The organism is Polaromonas sp. P3_C2 (assembly GCF_056402675.1).
The window spans coordinates 1-1,164 of record NZ_JBFUGX010000977.1; the positions used below are offsets into that span (position 1 = coordinate 1).

A 1,164-nucleotide genomic window follows, 5' to 3' on the forward strand; every position below is an offset into this window, starting at 1 on the left:
GGCACCGGGCGTGCTACCCAGGTCGACCACACAGTCCCCCGGCCGGATCAGGCCGAAGGTTTCGTCAATTTCCTTCAATTTGTAAGCTGCCCTGGCCCGGTAGCCCTCTTTCTGGGCCAATTTGACGTAGGGGTCGTTGATGTGGTCGTGCAACCACGCCTTGTTGACCTTTTTCCCTTTCGCACTGGCTTTCGATACGGCTTTGGCAGCGGCCTTCGCGTCGGTCTGGGTGCCGGGTTTGAAGTCGGTCTTGGCATTTACTTTCATGGGGTCTATTGTCCTCTTCCCGACTCCCCCGATAATTGGGTCATGGCTCAAATACAACTTACCCCCGCCCAGCGCAAGGATCACCGCGCCGATGCCCATCACCTGAACGCAGTGGTGATGATCGGCTCCGATGGCCTGACCGCTGCCGTCAAGAAAGAAACCGACGCGGCCCTGAACGCGCACGGCCTCATCAAGGTGCGGGTTCAATCAGACGACCGCGCCGGCCGAGAAGCGATTTTCCAGACCCTGGCAGATGAACTCAATGCCGCCCCCATCCAGCATATCGGCAAGCTGCTGGTGCTGTGGCGCCCAATGCCGGAAAAGGAAAAGAAGGTCAATGAAGACCGCATGCCCGGCCCCCGTGATGTCAAGGTACTGAAAAACAGCTCCCGCTACGGCCAGCGTCCCGAAGTCAAAACCCTGCGCGTGCTCGGCAACCAGCGCCTCACGCCCGGCGGCACCGTCAAACGCGCCAAAAAACCCCAACTGAAAAGTGTCAAGAAGAGTGCACAGGGCTGAGTTCCCCGCCCGCAAGGCACGGGGCAATTGCCCCGATAGCGCCCCGACAGGCACATTCTTCCTGGCCCGGTAGCCCCAGGCCCTTAGATTCGAGACTTTCGCCCACAGCTGTACGTCATGACCAATCCCCTTCTCGACTTCTCCGACCTTCCCCTGTTTGACCGGATTCAGCCCGAGCATGTGGCGCCAGCCCTCGACGAGCTGCTGGCCAGGGCCGAAAGTGCCCTTGAGCAAGTCACGGCAGCGGATTTTCCGGCCTCCTGGAGCGGCATCGCCGGCGTGCTGGACGTGGCCACCGAGMRSCTGGGCCGCGCCTGGGGCGCCGTGAGCCACCTCAACAGCGTGGCCGACACGCCGGAGCTGCGCGCGGCCTACAAC

2 protein-coding genes and 1 pseudogene are annotated in these 1,164 nt (G+C 61.8%); 2 read left to right on the top strand and 1 reads right to left on the bottom strand.

Annotation, left to right across the window (positions count from 1 at the left end; genetic code table 11):
• A partial coding sequence (locus AC1DWI_RS23935; RefSeq protein ID WP_477726010.1) for an SAM-dependent methyltransferase occupies positions 1 to 267 on the bottom strand: 267 nt, incomplete at its 3' end.
• A 42-nt stretch (positions 268 to 309) separates the two neighbouring features.
• Between AC1DWI_RS23935 and AC1DWI_RS23940 the strand changes: the two genes are divergently transcribed.
• Both AC1DWI_RS23940 and AC1DWI_RS23945 read left to right on the top strand, forming a co-directional pair.
• On the top strand, positions 310 to 786 hold the full coding sequence (locus AC1DWI_RS23940) for a YhbY family RNA-binding protein (protein WP_477670950.1): 477 nt from the start codon (positions 310 to 312) through the stop codon (positions 784 to 786).
• Between the two features lie 117 nt (positions 787 to 903).
• Positions 904 to 1,164, top strand: a pseudogene (locus AC1DWI_RS23945) (oligopeptidase A); the annotation flags it as partial.

Bases quoted from the DNA above. Each gene is read 5' to 3' on its own strand.
- AC1DWI_RS23940 (WP_477670950.1), top strand. From the start codon at position 310: ATGGCTCAAATACAACTTACCCCCGCCCAGCGCAAGGATCACCGCGCC.